The organism is Peribacillus sp. FSL P2-0133, from assembly GCF_037975445.1.
GTDB classification, from domain to species: domain Bacteria; phylum Bacillota; class Bacilli; order Bacillales; family DSM-1321; genus Peribacillus; species Peribacillus simplex_E.
On record NZ_CP150254.1, the window covers coordinates 4,901,818 to 4,916,297 of the forward strand.

The following is a 14,480-nucleotide window of genomic DNA, read 5'->3' on the forward strand; positions in this document are numbered from 1 at the left end:
TCCCCCTTAATGAACCATGTTCGAATCGAAGTGAACAATAGGACGGCTTTCGATGATTCTTTGTTCGATATTTTTGACGGTTTTGAATAATTGACCATCCGCATTTTTCAAATCATACTTTTTATGAAAAAAATTATATAACGTTAGATCCCTTAACTTTAAAAATAGAGGAATCGTTTCGTATTCTTCAGGTGCCAGGATATTTTCCGTCTCATAGCCTTTTATGAATTCCCTCATGAACTTGGCGGCATATTCATCGAGCCCTTTTACCCCTTCACGTTCCAAGCTCCATATCAGATAGTACAGAGGTATGGCCAAATCGCTGGCAAACCAGTGATAAGAACAGTCATCAAAGTCAAAAACATGAATCTTCCCCTCATGAAAATGGAAATTGCCGTTATGTATATCAGAATGGATCAATCCAAAATTATCTTGATGAACTGGTAGGGCATTTAATTTCTTCTTGATTAATTCTTGTTGGTGCATCAATTGCTCTGGAACATCGGATTGATAGAGTTCGGCATTCAATAGTTCCTCTTCATGCCAATCCAGCCTTTTATATTTTGTTTCAGGCTGATAATTTTTTGTTTGTTTATGCATTTGGCCAATCGTTCTTCCCCATTCAAAAAATAAAGGTTCATCGAAATTTTCATCGGTGACTTTCATCCTTACACCAGGAGCTTTTTCAAACAGGCAACAATAAAATTCCGTACCATCCGAACCCTTTACAATTTCAACCAAGTTATTTTCTTTCGAAGAGAGAACTTTAGGAATTTCACTACTATTATTCTGTAGATATTCAATCCACTTTAACTCAGCAAGCACTTGACCTTTTGTACGATGTGATTGATGTGTCATTCTTAAGATGTATGGACTTCCATCCCTGTAAACCTCAAATACATAGTTCTCTGCATCTCCAAGTTTAACCGGATCCCCAGCATTCACTTGAAAAAAATGCCCAGCCAATTTCACCAATTCCTCAGAAAAAATCCGCTCTACCGATGCTTCCATGATCTTCACTCCCATTAATGATATTGCTAACTTTATTAATAAAAACGATTTATACTATGCTTTATACGATACCAAAATGCCTTTTCCCTTTATTTGTATATCATTCTTTTTTTATAAATCTTTATGGTTACAAGGGTAAAGATATTTTTTATTAGTGGCTCCTTCTTCCTTCTCAAAAAAAAACGCCCTATAGGGGCGCGTCCAAAATCAAGTTTCCTTTTCTTCTTCATTCGCTATTTTATTGAACTTCAAGATCGTTTCTTCGATTACTGGATTATTGAATTCCTCTTGGATGGCTGATTGTACAAATTTATCTTCACCATTCATTTCATCCCAAGCATTAACTCTGTAATCTGGGTCATTATTATGCTCTGAACCTTGCCAAGTATTTGATTTGCCGTTTTGTTCCTCGTTATTTGACAATATCTTCACCTCTTAAACATAGTAGAGTTCGTGCCAATCATAAGCAGAAAAAATTAACTTTTTAAAAATCTTCCTTGATTGAAATGGGTGAACCCGTTGAGGTATGTTGATTAACCCAGTCAAGCGACACTTTTGAAACGGCATTCCACTCAGGTATTTGGGCTTTATGTTGTTCCACCCAGCTCATGCAATATTGCGGGTCTATATTGCTTTCTTGCGATTTCGCCAAGAATGACTGAATTGTGGTTTCGGTACAGTTTTCCCATGATCCACATGTATCCTGCCAAATATGCTCCATTTTCATTTGTATATTTTCGTTAGCCATTGGGTTTCCTCCTTAAATGAATGTTACTTTTTGATATCTTAATTAAGTATGTCCAAGGCTAAATAAATCATTACAAAAATTTTCAAATAGGTCTTTTCAGCGAAAGAATGAATTTACAGTTGTAAAAATGATGCATAAACTGATTCCGATGAACAAAATCCGCCAGCTCCAATAACTGCTTATGAAAGGAAAATTATTGCCTTCTTCAATCTCTTATACAGCCAATTGTATTGAAACAAACCAAAATACAGAAAAACGACTCCCGTTAATAGTTTACTCGTGAGTTTAGCCTGTTTACTCGTGAATTTCGCCTATTTACTCGCGAATTTTTATTGTTCTATTCTGATTAAAAATGTTCATAACCCAATACACATAGTGGACAATGTGTCTTACATTCACTTCATTACTACTTTTGTTCTCCAACATAAAAAAAAGCTGATTACTCAGCTCTTTTCCATCGCTATTTCCACTCACAGCGTTTTTCTAAATGAGTAGCACCATTTATCATAATCTAATTTCTCTTCATAGAAACGGTGGGCATCTTTTCGCCGGACTCCAGATTCCAATGCCACATATGCAGCTCCGTTTTCTTTTGCCCAGTTATGTATATAATTCAATAACTTCTCTCCATATCCAAATGAACGGTGGGCTGAATCTGTTACAAGGTCATAAATAAACACGTGACGTTTATTATAAAAGTTCACTCTCCAGCTTAAACCAGCCAATGATACAACCTGGTTATCTTTATATAAAGCAAACAAACAGTATCCATCTTTCCTCATTTCTTCAAGTAACTCCAGATATGTTTTTTGAGTTAAGTCAGTACGAAGCTGATTCATGATTGGAAAGGCTTCTAACCATTGTTCTTTATTGGTTAATTCTTGTATTGTTTCTATCGAATTCACATTAACACCCCTGAAAGTTTTATTAGAATGTATTTCAACTTCCAACACCGTAATTCCTTCCTTACTGTATTGCTTCGATATTGTTGTAATCGCTTGCAGAGGTAATCGATGGGAATCATGATGTTTAACCGTACTTTTTAACGGCTAAATATGACTAGATCAATAGTTTAACAAGCATGCGGTTCCTCATATGAAACAAGGCAACTCAGTCATCAACACAACATCGATCAACCCATATAGAGGACATGCAACTTTGATGGATTATACAGCGACAAAAGGGGCAATCGTCGGATTCACACGCAGCCTTGCACAGATTGTGGCTAAAAAAGGGATCCGGGTCAATATGGTGGCACCAGGCCCGATTTGGACTCCGCTCATCCCGGCGACGTTCGACGAACAATCCGTTGCCGAGTTCGGTACCGAGGCATCACTTGGCCGCCCTGGGCAGCCGGCAGATCATGCAGGCGCCTATGTGCTGCTGGCATCTGATGAAGGTGCTTATATAACGGGACAGTGCATTCACATCAATGGCGGGATCACGATGTCCTCATAAACCCAAAACGACCGAAAAGCATGATGCTTTTCGGTCTTTCATTTCCAGCTGCAAATTCGAAATTTAATTTCCTATGCCGGGCGAATTCATTAAAACTATTCTCCAACCATCCGGATCTTCAATGGTAACACCGGATTTTTCCCAATATGGATTTTCCGGAGAAACCGGTTCATACCCCATACCTTTCAATCTATTCGTGATATCCTCAATGGTTTTACGTTCAGGAATATAAAAGACAAGCAGATTATCTTGTGATGGGGCAGGACAAGGACTGCCATCTTTATGCTGAGTAAACTCCAGATGATAGCTGGAATCAGGAAGCCCAATCATGATGCCGTCATATCCCTCATGCCCTTCAAAAGAACCGATTTTTTTCAAGCCTAATCCTTCACAATAGAAGTTTACAACCTTTTTTAGTTGATCAGTAGGACGTGCAACCCGGATTTGTGCTACTTTCATTTCATTTGGCCATTTACTTTCCATTGTCCCATCCCTCTCTGAAAATCGAATTATACTATTAGCCTTTATAGCTAACCTGCCCAGTTTCAATTAATTCCTTCAGTCCCATAAACATTAAGTTCCAGCCATGTTCAGATCCATCGTGATACTCCCCAAGAGCTTTTTCGATATCGGATTCTATCCAATTTTCTTCATGAGGAACGATGATGTTTTGATAAAATGTCATTTCACAGCCTTGTTGAAGTTCTTTCAGCTCAACTGTAATTGTATCTTCTGATTCACTGAACTGCGGCATTTTAAAAGTGAACACTAATTTATTGGGAGAGTCCATTTCAAGGTACTCCCCTATCGCCCGATAATCTTTTCCATCGCGATGATCAATAATTTCCCAAGTACCTCCCACTTGAGGATCATTTTTTGCCACCTTATTTGTCCCTTCCAATGTAAAAAACCATTGTCTCATCATCTCAGGGTTCAGCCATGCATCAAAAACCCTTTCAGGCACTACATCAAAATTTCTTGTCATCTTTAAAGTGGTTGTTGAGTATTTTTCCATTTACATGCTCCTTACGTCAATTTTATGGGTTTACCTTTTTACATACTTTTCAATTCCTCTTTTGAGACAGCACGCCAACCGTGTGCTTCCAGTTTTTCTATATAAGTTTCCATCTTGATTTCCTCAATTTCCAACGCTAGCGGGTGAAGCGAAACAAAACATTCATTCGAAGCATAATTGATCGAAACCTTTACAACTTCATATCCATTATGAAATCATTAAAATTTATTTTCAATGCAGTCTCCTTTTCTCTAATCTGCGCCGCCACCCTTCTTCCAATTGGGGATTAAGCATCTGTTGGTTCTTTAAGACCTAGGTGGTCACAATTTCCTTTTTCATATTTTGAAAGGAATAAATATCATTTACTACTTTAAATAGTTCCCCGTTTTTGGAGAAAATTGCACTTCCATTTGGTATTGCATATACTTTTCGTTCATTTGATAGGGGGATTAATTCTCCATCTATATTATCCTCGTAATGGACCTCAACGCTAAACCCAACTAATCCTAAGCCCTTGATTACTACCGTTTCTGGATAGTCTTTATCTTTTGTTATTATGCAATCATTACAGAAAGCTAATGAACCCGCACTATATCCAATGATTAAACCTTGAAAGTCTTTGATAATTGGAGCAAGTCCTTTTTCCTCTACTACATGAATTAACCTTTCTGGCTTTCCACCAATAAAGTACAAAATATCATGTTCTTTTATAGACCTTTTCATTTCTTTGTCCGAAAGGTCTTCGTTTAATAATTCAACGCTTACATTATCCATTATTGAAAAAGCTTGATTGATACTTGCCATCCAACTTTCATACCTGGAATTGTCAGTAGCAAAAGGGATTATTAAAACCTTAGCATCGGGTTTAATCATTTTTGAAAGTTCCAGAAACACTTCACCTAATTCATTATTATTGTGATTTCCGCCACCGATAAAACAAATTTCCATATATGTCCCCCATTTATTCACCTGCTATTCTTAAAATATTCTATGTAAAAAGGACAATACCTTTATGTCACTGCTCTTCAGCTAATCTCCCCCGATAGTGACATAAAAAAAGACGGTTTTACCGTCTAATAGATTGCACTAGTTTTATTAGTAAAAACAAAACTAATATTGCGAAAAGAGAAGATAGAATTTATCCTGGAATATTTATAGTAATTAACAAATTCACACTGCCCGATTAATACTATTCACCAAGTTTTAGGTGTTAAACTAATGATGGGGTTAGTACGAATAAAATATGATTAGGTTCATCACTCTTGTTCAAAAATCGGTGTTTAACATTTGGTGGAATACGTACGACATCTCCTTCATCTAAAAAATATTCGGTTCCTTCCAGTTCAACATATGCTTGACCTTTCATAACCACAGCAATCTCTTCTTTATTGTCATGTGAGTAATGACTCTCAGTAGTAGTAGAATGTGCATTCAAATCCATCATTAAGAGTTCAATATGTGCTTTCATAAAATCTGGTGTTAATACATCATATACAATATGATCACTATTTTCTCGATATACTTTCTTTCGATCTTGCTTTCTGGAAATGAGGGAATCTGTATCAATTTCATTAACAAACAGAGTAAATAGTGGCACGTTTAGTGCTTTTGCAATTAACTCTAGTACACTTAACGACGGATTCCCTTGTCCTCTTTCAATTTGGCTAATAAGTGATGTGCTAATTCCCGCATAATCAGCAAACTCACGAATTGTCATACCATTCTTCTTACGATAGTTTAATACTGTTTGTCCTAAGCGATGATTTTTCATGGCATATGCCCCTTTTAAAATAATGTATGTTTGATGTCTTTTGTGCTGACATTCTAAACATGGAGAAATAATTCTTTTTCCAATAACATAAATATTTTATACTTACATTTGTACATTATAATATATTATTTTTATTATAGTAAACAAACGTCAAGGGGGAACAGTATTGAAGTCACCACTTATTTCTTACACGATCTTATTTTTGGGCGTATTTGCATTGTCTACTTCAGCAATCTTTGTGAAATTAGCAGATGCACCTGCGACAATTACAGCATTTTATCGGATGCTTTTTACAGCAGTAATGCTTTTGCCATTTTTATTAGTAAATAAAAAGAACCGTAAAGAAATACGTTCGTTATCAAAAAAACAATGGGGACTTGGATTACTCTCAGGTTTATTTCTGGCAGCACATTATTTATTGTGGTTTGAATCATTAAATTACACATCAGTAGCAAGTTCGACTGTCATCGTCACATTACAACCACTTTTTTCGATGGTTGGCGGTTACTTTCTATTCAAAGAGCACTTCAGTAAAGGCGCTATAATGGGCTGTCTCGTAGCGATTGCAGGAAGTATTGTCATTGGATGGCAGGATTTTCAAATTAGTGGTCAGGCATTATTTGGCGATATACTTGCTTTTATTGCAGCAGGTGTTATAACGGCCTACTTCTTCATTGGCCAGCATGTTCGTAAAAGATTATCTCTTATCCCTTATTCAATCATCGGTTATACCAGTAGCGCACTATTTTTAAGTATTTTTGTTTTCAGCCAGCAAACTTCTTTCGTCAATTATTCCAAACAAACATGGTTGTCCTTTATTGGATTAGCGTTTATTGCAACGATATTAGGGCAAACGGTTTTTAATTGGTTGTTGAAATGGCTAAGTACCTCAGTTATTTCAATGAGCATATTAGGAGAGACGATCGGAACTTGTATACTCGCATATTTCATTTTGGATGAGGTCATTTCTTTACAACAAGGTATAGGAATCGCACTCATCTTAATTGGTCTAGCATTATTTTTACTACAGCAAAGAAATAACAAATAAATAATTGGAGTACAAGTGATTTAATTTAAGGACAGTTATTAGAAGCTTGTTCAACTAAAGGAGGCATTACTTGAAGCACTCCTACACTTTATCACTTAGACGTATTAACTAAATAAAAGTTGTGTTTTTGCATTTAAAAAATCTCTAAAAGATTAGATTAGAGATTTTTTCGTTTTTTTATAAAACTGACTTTTAAATCAGTTGTCTTAGAAATAAGGTAAAAATCATGCTCTAAGCTCATGTTTTCCTCCTTAAAATAAGTTCCTCGTTAGATCTAATATTCCTTATGGGTCTATCCTGCCCCTTTAGTTCAATAAGAAAAGCGATACTTATTAAAGAATCGCTCCCGTATTAAAAAACATCTGAGACTTACGAAATGGATGAAAGAGAAATTGGAATTAAGGTTGAATATGTAAAAATAATCGCTATTTCGTATTTAAAGGAGCATCGGTTTCAATATCCTTTTTTGCTATAATATTTCGCGCTGAAAAATACACATGGAAACAGTGCGAAAGTATATGTTTTTCTCGCCAAACTCCTATTGAGGGAAGCCGTTATAGTTTCTCACCTCAGGGCTTTTCACTTATCTCTTTTCGTTCATGTAAAATTTCTTGAATGATTTCAATATGAACAAAAGCCCATGATTTTTCATGAAAATGAAGAAACACACTTATAGCAAGAATGGAAATATAAGTTAAAACAAAGACAACCCAAAGCAAACTCCCATCTTTGAAAAGGAAATCTTGTAATTGTTTTGAAAACAGAAAAAAAAGCCAAGGTCCAGAGGATATTATAATTGGAATGATTCCCGATCCGTTTTTCTCTTTTATCATACAATAATAAATTTTTTTTAACGTATCGCTATCAATCGAACTATAAAAATTTTGAATTTCTTCCACTTCTTTAAGTTTCTTCATACATTTGAAAGATCGGTCTTTGTATGAGACTTTTTTTAATTGAAGATAAATTTTATGAGCATCTCCACGTAATGAAAACATATGTCTAATCTTTTTACTCCTTCCAAAAAAAACTCCTTACTAGAGGTTTTGTAATAATTCGTCTTTTTATTTTACAAATTATTGGTACTTCCCATGTAGCTAACCTTCCCGTTTGCCACCCATGAAGCGCAAAAATCAGCGCTTCACCACTGAGAATGAAAATGGCGAAAAACCTTCAATACTAATGCTAAGGCTGTGAGAGGAAGGTCGATAAACTATATCATTAGAGCCCATTCGTTAGCCCTTTAGGTCCACATGAAAACAAAGGTTGCCGCAGCAACCCTTGTTATTGAAGTAAAGCACCTGTTAGTTCTATAAGACTAATTGTTGAGTTGACAAGTGAAGGAGGGAGTAGGATGGAGAAGATCATTAGAAAAGATAGAAAAACGCCCCAAAAAGGCGTTCAATTTAATCATTTTTATTTATTTTACCGTCGTTCCCCTTGTCAAAACCAATAGCGTTATTAACTATTTGTGGAAACAAGTTTAACCCCTGATCCAAAGCATTCATTGAATCGGCTTTTTGGCCAAGTTTTTTTGATTTTTCTTGTTTTTTCATTTTTGTAGCCTCCTAAAATTAGGATTCGTAGTAAACCAAAAAATATTCCAAAGTAATGATTATGTTGCACAGTTCGAATAAATTATGCTATTTGAACTAACCTTCCCCTTTAGTTCCATTAAGAAAAAACTGCCTTAAAGACAGCTCCAATCTTCAGCTAACGCACCTGTTAGTTCTATAAGACTTATTGCAGAGTTGACACATACTGTGTCACAAAGTATTTACATAAAATCAAAAAATAACTGCTCCTCAAAGAACAGGAGCAGAAAAAAAGATGTTATTTCACAACTTTAAGAGGAACAAGTACTTTATTAAAAAAAGACGTTTCGAGCTTGGCTAACCAACCGTTTCCGTTTTCTCCATTAGCTACTTGAGCAGCGTGTTTTTTGTGAAATTCTGCTACCCGTTTATTATGCTCTTTATGCCATTGGTGCATAGAATTATGTTTCATTCTTATTGCCTCCTTTCCGTTTAATTATATTTCTAGAAAAGTTGAATAGAAAGTGCTTTTTATTCAACTTTTGAAAGAGAGGAAATCGATAAGATAATAAATCTAAATATGCACAGTTCGTATACACTACGCTTGTTGAACTAACCTGCCCCGTTAGTTGAAGAAGGTTTGTGCTTTTTTAGTCTTCAAAATCATTTTCATAAGGGTTTGCATACAAATCAATGTCAATTTCAGCTTTAACACTATTTGCAAATTCTATCTGTTCGTTATCAAGATACAAACCCGGTGAATCTCCATTTTCCATAATAATAACAATGAAGATTTTACATTCCAGTTTATACTTTGTTTTTAACTGATTTATTATATCCGCTTTATTTTTTAACGGTCCTAAAATCTGGTCCATTTGTTCCTTCACATCAAAGGATTCTTGATAGCCTGTACTTAATTCCCAGGCTGTTTCTTTTCGATAAAGAGTTTTCGCTGGAATAACATTTGGATTATAAGGTCTTACGATGACTTCACCCTTTTTATAGGTTTTTGTTGGTTTAATTTCCAACGTTTTGGTCGCATAATCTATTGGAAATTCAGCTCCATACAAGCTGAAGTAAACCATTACTTGAGTTTTGTCCAAGGTCAAATTCCACTCCCGATAGTTCTCATTTTCCATCTTTTATATGAGGATTATTATATCACCCTTATTCAACTATCCTGCCCAGTTAGTTGCATAAAGAAAAAGCTGCCTTATAGACAGCTCCGATCTTCAGCTAACGCACCCGTTAGTTGAACAAGGTTTAAATTATCCCTGACGTAATATCTTTTGAAACATTCTCGGTTGATGTTTTTCAAAACCTTTTATCAGCCACCGATAATGGCAGCTGATAAATTTTAGGATTTAGATATCATATTGACTTTTAAATTCAAAAATCTCATCAACCGCTTGGTGATATCCACCCGATTTTTGAAAGGATTCCCTTATACTCGAAACAGCTTTATGGAAAGATGGGTCGTTTAACACATGATCTGCGGCTTCACGCAGTTGATTTGCATTCAAGCTTTGCATTTGTAATTTAATACCTGCTCCGATATTGGCAACTTGTTGAGCAATAATCGGCTGATCCGCGCTTTGTGGGATTACAATTAGCGGAACCCCGTAGTAGAGTCCCTCATTGGTACTATTCATACCACCATGTGTGATAAATAATTTAGTGTATTTTAGCACTTCCGTTTGTGGAACATATTTTTTCACAATGAAGTTTTGGGGGATCTCTCCTAAATCAATTAGTGGGGTTTGTTGACCGATCGACATTACAACCGTGTGATTGCTATTTCCAAATGCTTCAAAACAAAGCTTATAAAAATCAACAGCACGGTTAAAAACTGTCCCGAGTGAAATGTAAATGGGACTTTTTCCTTTGATAGCAGCAAGGTCAAAGTTATCCTGTTTTAATCGTGAAGAGAAGGATGGACCTACAAATTTGTATGTTTTGTCGAATGCTTCTCCAAAATCTCCAAAAGGTTGAAACTCCCAAGTTGTATAAACGATTGTAAGTGGTGCAGGATTACAAAAAACTTCGTAAGGAGAATGGATCTCCACATCATATTTCTCCTTCACCATTCCCGTCAGGCTTTGAAATTCATCGTATATACTTTTAACTATTTCTGTAGGGATTTCTTTACAAAGCTGTTCCAACATTTTATCGAATGATGCTTTTGTCTGCGCAAAAGAAGTACAAGAATTGATTGCAGGAAGCTTAAGGATTTTGGCAAGTAAATGTCCACAACCAAACATAGAATCGTGGATGATGTAATCAAAATGCTCTCCTTTGATCTGTTCAAGAACGCTAGGTATGACGATATCTACCGTACGTAAAAGACCGTTGATTCTTTCGAGTAAATAATTTCTTCCACCTGAGATAAAAGCTTTTATAAATTTTTCACCGTCAAATGTTCGTACAGTAGCTCCCGTCTTCTCAATACGCTCTCGAAAAGCTTCTATCGTAAAGTACACTACCTCTTCTCCACACGAAATAAGCTCTTGCACAACTCCAAGAGTTGGATTGATATGTCCTTCTGATCCACCATTAATAAATAAAACACGTGACATTTTATCACTCCTTAGGTAATTCTGTAAGAGTATGGTCACTGTCCCATACCCTTCCCAACTCAAATAATTTAAATTTATCATAGTACAATACTTGAAAACCTCAAACTCCTAATCACCCTTGTAATCTAAAATTAATATCGTTTAGGTACCATTCTTCTTCAAATAAAGGGCCAGATTGTTCTTTTTCTTTTTTACTTATGTACAGATGATAGTCTTTTTAGGTATGAATTGCTTGAGCAGATGAAATGATTAAATCTTTCAAAACTTAAAATCTTCGCTTCAAAAACTACAAATTCAAACATAGCCTTATCAAAAAGAAAAAGACCATAATTAAACGGTCTTTGTTTGTAAGGTATTGTTTGAAGATGGTGCACGCACCGTTTCTTCTTTTTTACAATCGCTTATTTTTCTTCCTCTGTGATGTTTTTATTTATTTGGTTATCTCAATCCTGTGCACCTAGTCCAAGCCTTTTGAGCAGATTCGCTAACTGTATTTTTTCCTCATTACTTATAAAAGACAAATTTTTAGATATGACTTCAACGTGTTGGGGAAAGATTTCTTTAAATAAACTTTGTCCTTTATCAGTTAGAACTACGTTTGAAGCTCGGCGGTCTGTTGGACTTGGCTCCCTTTTAACGAATTCTTTTTTTTCGAGTTTATCCACAACGTAAGTGATGCTCCCACTTGGAATAGACAATTTTTCACTAATTTTTTGAATGGAGTGGGGTCCCTTATTATAAAGAAGTTCCAGAATCATAAAATTCTCTGAACTAATCCCGTGTCTTTCAATATCTTTAACGACATGACCAAAAATAGTTTTACTTGCCTTAAGCCAGATACGGAAAAGACGTAAATCAATCTGGCTTTGTTCATCTCCTTGATACATTCACCGAACCTCCTATTACAACTAACTTTTGAAATTACAATTGGTTATTTTGGTTTTCTGTATAAAGGATAATCAACTTCAGTCGGAACTTCAATTAGGAAGATTCTAAAGTCTTTATCTAACGCTTGAATTGTTATGTCTCCGCCCTGTCCTGATTGAACGATGGCAAAATCTTTTTCTGCTACACGAGTGGGTTCATTCGTGTCTAATGAAAATGCTCCATCGCCTCTGATGGCTAAACCAGCTAATATACGATCCGATGAAATGCCATGAGTATATACTGTTCCCTTTGGAATGATTACATCCCACATGGAAGCATCTGTCACGATTTTCATTGACGAATCATTTCCTAGTAATGTTTTTATTTTCACACCATCTTTATCCGTTATAGAAAAATCATTGGAGTCGTATTGTGAATAAGACGGTGTACGTTTTACAGCCTGACTTAAATGCGGTTCAAACCAGATTTGAAAGATTTCCGATGGTTCTTTTAATGCTTCTGCATGATACACACCGGAGCCTGTTTGCATGAGCTGGGTTCCCCCTTCTTCTACAACACTTTCCGTACCAAGTGTATCCCGATGATAAGCTTTACCCTTTATCACATAGGTGATGATTTCAAAACCTTGATGTGGGTGCAGCCCAATTTCTGCATGTTCTTGAGAATGCCCCCAAGCCCAGTAAAATAATGGTCCTATTCGATTTATTAGAGACCCTTCTCCAGAAAAGCCAATCGGTTTTTGCTCTTTTATTTTTCCGTCATCAAACTGCCCGTGTGCTTGATCTTCTGGTTTAATAATTTTAATTTCCATTTTTAACCCTCCTATAGGTCAATTGGCTATTTATCCAAGCAAAGCTCCGAAATTTATAAGTAGAACCACTAATCCAAGAATGAATAAAATGATCGGCATCATCATTTGTTTTACAGTATCTTTCATTTTAATATGAGTAAAAACGGCACCAATCATCGTTATTACAATGAATAATCCTCCCCATGCAGCTAAACTCTCATTCCAAATACCTGCGATAACCAATACCGCTGAAACGACTTCTGCCATACCTGTAAACACTCTAAACCATCCTGGATACCCATAATGCTTAAACCCTTCCACCATTTGCTTTGATCCGAACTTCATAAATCCAAACATTAGGAATCCCAATCCTAATATAACTTGAAGAATAATTGACAATACACTCATTATTTCTCTCCCCTTTTTCCATTTATTTCACTAATTTTTATCCTATAATTATTTATCCTGACATTAGGATAAAAATAGCCTAACATTAGGATATGTTTCATGTCAACAAAAATACCAATTTAGTTATTCAGTTGTTGTTTTACTATTCATGATTATTTTCATTAAACTAACCTGCCCCTTTTACTCCACAAAAAAAAGGCTGCCGCAGCAACCCCTGTTATTGAAGTAATGGACCTGTTAATATAACCCCCGCTTAAATTAACCTTTCATTATCTAACAATTCCTCCTCATCACTTAACATATTGATAAATTTCATTAAAGACGCAGGTGCATACTTATCTTTTCGATAAATGAATACTGTTTTGACTTTTCCGTTTAGATTCGGAATTGAATGTTGTCTAAGGCCGTCTTGTTCATGCTTTGCAATAACACTTTGTGGAAGCATACTTATACCTAGACCAGCTGCGACACAGCCGATGATCCCATCTATAGTGCCAAATTCCATTATCTTATTTGGTATCATCTTCTCTTGTTTTAACCATAGTTCAAACTTTTCCCGATAAGCACATCCTGCATGAAAGACAAGCAGCGTCCTTGTTTGAATATCTTCGATAGAAGATATAGGAGGATGAACTGTATCTGTAATGAGAATTAGTTCCTCTTCGAATACTTCTTTCTGAATGAGATTGGGGTGATTAATGGGTCCAGCCACAAAAGCTCCGTCCAATTCATTCTGAAGGACTGCTTGAATATTTTGTTCAGTAGAGCCTGTTTTTAAAGTTAAATCGACCTCCGGAAAATCTTTATGATACTTTGAAAACAAGACTGGTAAGCGAACTGCTGCGGTTGTTTCCATTGAACCAATATTTAACGGACCTCTAGGTGTTTGATCATCATTCATCATATTTTTGGTTTCTTCTATGAGGTCGAATATTTTTTCTGTATATGTTAGCAACATGCTTCCTTTGTCAGTTAATGCAGTGCCGCGATTATGTCTATAAAAAAGAGTTGTTTGAAGATCCGATTCCAGCTGCTGTATTTTCATCGTGATATTTGACTGTGCATATTGAAGTTCCCTTGCTGCTTGAGAAATGCTCCCCATCTGAGCAACACTCTGGAAAATTTTTAATGAATGCAAATCCAAAATAATCTCTCCTTAGTTGATTTATCCTTTAGCCATCATTAAGAGTGATACCAAATATAAATTTTAAGTATTATACCATATGGCAAAG

The 14,480-nt window shown here is 35.7% G+C and carries 18 protein-coding genes and 1 pseudogene; 2 read left to right on the forward strand and 17 right to left on the reverse strand.

Translation table 11 applies throughout. The features are described 5' to 3' along the window. Positions 1-6: 6 nt before the first annotated feature. From MKY17_RS23540 to MKY17_RS23555, 4 genes are all read right to left on the reverse strand, one after another. Positions 7-1,011, reverse strand: a complete 1,005-nt coding sequence (locus MKY17_RS23540) for a phosphotransferase (RefSeq protein WP_339200893.1) — start codon at positions 1,009-1,011, stop codon at positions 7-9. Between the two features lie 207 nt (positions 1,012-1,218). Continuing rightward, complete coding sequence (locus tag MKY17_RS23545) at positions 1,219-1,434, reverse strand: hypothetical protein (RefSeq protein WP_098373416.1); 216 nt, start codon at positions 1,432-1,434, stop codon at positions 1,219-1,221. Positions 1,435-1,495: 61 nt separating this feature from the next. After that, the gene (locus MKY17_RS23550) at positions 1,496-1,759 is read right to left on the reverse strand and encodes a hypothetical protein (protein ID WP_098373417.1); all 264 of its coding nucleotides are present in this window, start codon (positions 1,757-1,759) and stop codon (positions 1,496-1,498) included. A 470-nt stretch (positions 1,760-2,229) separates the two neighbouring features. Then, positions 2,230-2,664 carry a GNAT family N-acetyltransferase gene (locus MKY17_RS23555; protein ID WP_286177225.1) on the reverse strand — a complete coding sequence of 145 codons (435 nt, stop codon included), beginning with the start codon at positions 2,662-2,664 and terminating at the stop codon, positions 2,230-2,232. A gap of 172 nt (positions 2,665-2,836) precedes the next feature. Between MKY17_RS23555 and MKY17_RS23560 the strand changes: the two are divergent. Beyond that, positions 2,837-3,217: pseudogene (locus MKY17_RS23560) on the forward strand (SDR family oxidoreductase); the annotation flags it as partial. A 63-nt stretch (positions 3,218-3,280) separates the two neighbouring features. Here the strand turns inward: MKY17_RS23560 and MKY17_RS23565 are convergent. From MKY17_RS23565 to MKY17_RS23580, 4 genes are all read right to left on the reverse strand, one after another. Further along, positions 3,281-3,700, reverse strand: a complete 420-nt coding sequence (locus MKY17_RS23565; RefSeq protein ID WP_098373419.1) for a VOC family protein — start codon at positions 3,698-3,700, stop codon at positions 3,281-3,283. A 34-nt stretch (positions 3,701-3,734) separates the two neighbouring features. Then, on the reverse strand, positions 3,735-4,232 hold the full coding sequence (locus MKY17_RS23570) for an SRPBCC domain-containing protein (RefSeq protein WP_141993648.1): 498 nt from the start codon (positions 4,230-4,232) through the stop codon (positions 3,735-3,737). A gap of 312 nt (positions 4,233-4,544) precedes the next feature. Beyond that, complete coding sequence (locus tag MKY17_RS23575; RefSeq protein ID WP_339200897.1) at positions 4,545-5,180, reverse strand: Type 1 glutamine amidotransferase-like domain-containing protein; 636 nt, start codon at positions 5,178-5,180, stop codon at positions 4,545-4,547. 262 nt (positions 5,181-5,442) lie between these two features. After that, positions 5,443-6,003, reverse strand: coding sequence for an XRE family transcriptional regulator (locus MKY17_RS23580; protein WP_063235852.1), 561 nt, complete (start codon positions 6,001-6,003; stop codon positions 5,443-5,445). A 166-nt stretch (positions 6,004-6,169) separates the two neighbouring features. Here MKY17_RS23580 and MKY17_RS23585 point away from each other — a divergent pair, with 166 nt between their 5' ends. Beyond that, positions 6,170-7,051, forward strand: coding sequence for a DMT family transporter (locus tag MKY17_RS23585; RefSeq protein ID WP_098373421.1), 882 nt, complete (start codon positions 6,170-6,172; stop codon positions 7,049-7,051). A gap of 569 nt (positions 7,052-7,620) precedes the next feature. Here the strand turns inward: MKY17_RS23585 and MKY17_RS23590 are convergent. The 9 genes from MKY17_RS23590 to MKY17_RS23630 all read right to left on the reverse strand — a co-directional run bounded on the left by MKY17_RS23590 (position 7,621) and on the right by MKY17_RS23630 (position 14,392). Further along, entirely contained in the window at positions 7,621-8,049 is a 429-nt protein-coding gene (locus MKY17_RS23590; RefSeq protein WP_098373422.1) for a hypothetical protein, read from the reverse strand. A gap of 408 nt (positions 8,050-8,457) precedes the next feature. Then, complete coding sequence (locus tag MKY17_RS23595; protein ID WP_179891190.1) at positions 8,458-8,607, reverse strand: hypothetical protein; 150 nt, start codon at positions 8,605-8,607, stop codon at positions 8,458-8,460. A 277-nt stretch (positions 8,608-8,884) separates the two neighbouring features. Then, entirely contained in the window at positions 8,885-9,058 is a 174-nt protein-coding gene (locus MKY17_RS23600; protein WP_169803995.1) for a hypothetical protein, read from the reverse strand. A gap of 178 nt (positions 9,059-9,236) precedes the next feature. Continuing rightward, positions 9,237-9,689, reverse strand: coding sequence for a DUF4279 domain-containing protein (locus tag MKY17_RS23605; RefSeq protein ID WP_142323974.1), 453 nt, complete (start codon positions 9,687-9,689; stop codon positions 9,237-9,239). 261 nt (positions 9,690-9,950) lie between these two features. Beyond that, a complete protein-coding gene (locus MKY17_RS23610) occupies positions 9,951-11,162 on the reverse strand; it encodes a macrolide family glycosyltransferase (protein ID WP_098372100.1) in 1,212 nt (403 codons plus the stop codon). 443 nt (positions 11,163-11,605) lie between these two features. Next, positions 11,606-12,049: a MarR family transcriptional regulator gene (locus MKY17_RS23615; RefSeq protein WP_098372101.1), complete on the reverse strand. Its 444-nt coding sequence runs from the start codon at positions 12,047-12,049 to the stop codon at positions 11,606-11,608. A 44-nt stretch (positions 12,050-12,093) separates the two neighbouring features. Then, positions 12,094-12,861, reverse strand: coding sequence for a pirin family protein (locus tag MKY17_RS23620; RefSeq protein ID WP_098372102.1), 768 nt, complete (start codon positions 12,859-12,861; stop codon positions 12,094-12,096). 30 nt (positions 12,862-12,891) lie between these two features. Beyond that, on the reverse strand, positions 12,892-13,248 hold the full coding sequence (locus tag MKY17_RS23625; RefSeq protein WP_069981781.1) for a DoxX family protein: 357 nt from the start codon (positions 13,246-13,248) through the stop codon (positions 12,892-12,894). A gap of 253 nt (positions 13,249-13,501) precedes the next feature. Beyond that, positions 13,502-14,392 carry a LysR family transcriptional regulator gene (locus MKY17_RS23630; RefSeq protein WP_098372103.1) on the reverse strand — a complete coding sequence of 297 codons (891 nt, stop codon included), beginning with the start codon at positions 14,390-14,392 and terminating at the stop codon, positions 13,502-13,504. Between the last annotated feature and the right edge of the window lie 88 nt (positions 14,393-14,480).

What these genes read in the sequence shown, in the direction of transcription:
- MKY17_RS23565 (WP_098373419.1), bottom strand. Translation starts at nt 3,700, where the DNA reads ATGGAAAGTAAATGGCCAAATGAAATGAAAGTAGCACAAATCCGGGTT.
- MKY17_RS23580 (WP_063235852.1), bottom strand. Translation starts at nt 6,003, where the DNA reads ATGAAAAATCATCGCTTAGGACAAACAGTATTAAACTATCGTAAGAAG.
- MKY17_RS23615 (WP_098372101.1), bottom strand. Translation starts at nt 12,049, where the DNA reads ATGTATCAAGGAGATGAACAAAGCCAGATTGATTTACGTCTTTTCCGT.
- MKY17_RS23625 (WP_069981781.1), bottom strand. Translation starts at nt 13,248, where the DNA reads ATGAGTGTATTGTCAATTATTCTTCAAGTTATATTAGGATTGGGATTC.
- MKY17_RS23590 (WP_098373422.1), bottom strand. Translation starts at nt 8,049, where the DNA reads ATGTTTTCATTACGTGGAGATGCTCATAAAATTTATCTTCAATTAAAA.
- MKY17_RS23550 (WP_098373417.1), bottom strand. Translation starts at nt 1,759, where the DNA reads ATGGCTAACGAAAATATACAAATGAAAATGGAGCATATTTGGCAGGAT.
- MKY17_RS23575 (WP_339200897.1), bottom strand. Translation starts at nt 5,180, where the DNA reads ATGGAAATTTGTTTTATCGGTGGCGGAAATCACAATAATAATGAATTA.
- MKY17_RS23610 (WP_098372100.1), bottom strand. Translation starts at nt 11,162, where the DNA reads ATGTCACGTGTTTTATTTATTAATGGTGGATCAGAAGGACATATCAAT.
- MKY17_RS23595 (WP_179891190.1), bottom strand. Translation starts at nt 8,607, where the DNA reads ATGAAAAAACAAGAAAAATCAAAAAAACTTGGCCAAAAAGCCGATTCA.
- MKY17_RS23570 (WP_141993648.1), bottom strand. Translation starts at nt 4,232, where the DNA reads ATGGAAAAATACTCAACAACCACTTTAAAGATGACAAGAAATTTTGAT.
- MKY17_RS23540 (WP_339200893.1), bottom strand. Translation starts at nt 1,011, where the DNA reads ATGGAAGCATCGGTAGAGCGGATTTTTTCTGAGGAATTGGTGAAATTG.
- MKY17_RS23600 (WP_169803995.1), bottom strand. Translation starts at nt 9,058, where the DNA reads ATGAAACATAATTCTATGCACCAATGGCATAAAGAGCATAATAAACGG.
- MKY17_RS23620 (WP_098372102.1), bottom strand. Translation starts at nt 12,861, where the DNA reads ATGGAAATTAAAATTATTAAACCAGAAGATCAAGCACACGGGCAGTTT.